Source organism: Kluyvera sp. 1366 (assembly GCF_054823405.1).
In genome coordinates this window covers 1-1,730 of record NZ_JBTRDW010000026.1, presented here as the reverse complement: position 1 = coordinate 1,730, position 1,730 = coordinate 1, and the positions used below count along the sequence as shown (strand labels likewise).

Genomic DNA, 1,730 nt, shown 5'->3' with positions numbered 1-1,730 from the left:
TCTGTAGCTGACCGGGCTGAACTTACGGGCAGCCTTTGCACGAAGTCCCTGACGTCGCAGGCTGGCGGCAATGGTTTTGACGTTGTACTCCGGCATGGACGCGCGCTTCAGGATAGGCGCGCGTAATTTCCTCCGGTGCGACATATCCCGAAGCGACGCTGACCCGCACATTGGCCAGATCTGCGGGTAACGTATCAAGATACGCATTTTTGACGGCGAGAATCGGTTGTTCATGGGAGTAAGGCAGTGAAAACAGGGTCCTGTCAGGGGCGGACAGGCCGGTGAAACCGGGTATAAGGTCAATATATCCATCAATTAACGCCCGCCACATTTCCCCGGCATTGTCATAAGGAATAAGCTGAACCTTCAACCCAAGCTGCCTTGACACCACGCCGAGATAGTCAGCACTCAAACCTTCATAATCATTGGCATAGGTTCGAAAACCATAGGGCGGGAAATCGGTATTCATGATACCGACTCTCAGCGTTTGCTTATGCTTTAACCATTGCTGTTGCGCAGGTGTGACGGAGAGAGGCGCGAGATCGTTTAACGTGGTATGTAACAGTAAAGACCACTTTTCTGCCCATGCCGGGTTTGAAGTCAATGACCACAGACAGATGATTAACAGCGAGACTCTGTTTCTGATCTTAATCAAGCAGCTGATTCCTACGGGCAAAATCGATGAGATCAATGATTGTCCGGGCGTTGAGCTTGGATTTGAGCCGATGTTTATACGTGCTAATCGTCTTTTCGCTTAACACCAGTTTCAGGCTGATTTCCTTGTTGCTCAGTCCACTGGCTAACCCAACCAAAACGCTCATCTCACGATCGGATAAATGTCTGATGATTGTAGCTTCTTCCTGATGAATATCAGCCTTTTCTTGACTTTTATCAAGGTAATCTGCCTGAGGGAAATAGTTGTAGCCCCGTCCGACCACATTGACCGCTTCAACCAATCCGGTCAGATCTTCCGTCTTGGTGACAAAACCGTTAGCGCCTGCCCTCTGACAGCGCAGAGCGAAGTGTGAGGTCCCCTGAGATGTCAGCACCAGAATTTTGATTTGCTGTGTCTCATTGCGTAATCGATCAATCACCTGAAACCCATCGACTTTCGGTAATCCGATGTCCAGTAAAATCACATCAGGCTGTAACTGACGTGCCATCTGGATTGCATCAATACCATTGTTTGTTTCGCCAACCACGTTTAAGCCTCCTTTCTCGAGTAACATCCGCACGGCAAAACGCACAACAGGGTGATCGTCAACCAGTAATATTTTTAACATAAAAAATAGTTCCAACAGAATTAATTTGACTGCAATTTAACAATGTTATTTTTTAACCTATCTGACTGCCAGAAGATATTGTTTGCATAGGCGAACTGAGTTATTTCTCACAATCCCAGACCCATCTTGAAAATAGATTGAATATGAGTTGTGCAGCACTGTCATGAATACCTTTGACACCTGAGAGTCGTTGCTAAAGGGGCCGTAATTAGAAAAATAATTTTTATGGGATAGCAACACGCGAGGATAAAATAGCATGACAGCACGTCAGGACTTGAGATGTCAGCTTTTTAAGCATGGCTGTTTTCATATGGACCGGTTAATGAAGCATGGTTGATCCTACCCACGTAATGTGGACACGGCCCTAAGTGAAGTTCTGGTTTTCAAATTGTTCGGGACTGAGACCGCCACAGGCACTGTGGCGGCGCCACCGATTGTAATCACACT

At 47.0% G+C, this 1,730-nt stretch carries 2 protein-coding genes and 1 pseudogene; all 3 read right to left on the bottom strand.

From position 1 onward, the window contains the following. Positions 1-217: 217 nt before the first annotated feature. A pseudogene (locus tag ACVLVH_RS24120) lies at positions 218-469 on the bottom strand (transporter substrate-binding domain-containing protein); the annotation flags it as partial. A gap of 178 nt (positions 470-647) precedes the next feature. Beyond that, positions 648-1,283 (bottom strand): response regulator, encoded by a 636-nt coding sequence (locus ACVLVH_RS24115; RefSeq protein ID WP_498950462.1) that lies wholly within the window; start codon positions 1,281-1,283, stop codon positions 648-650. Positions 1,284-1,647: 364 nt separating this feature from the next. Further along, positions 1,648-1,730: IS3 family transposase (locus ACVLVH_RS24110; protein ID WP_498950464.1), on the bottom strand; the 83-nt coding region annotated here is incomplete at its 5' end.

What these genes read in the sequence shown, in the direction of transcription:
- ACVLVH_RS24115 (WP_498950462.1), bottom strand. Translation starts at nt 1,283, where the DNA reads ATGTTAAAAATATTACTGGTTGACGATCACCCTGTTGTGCGTTTTGCC.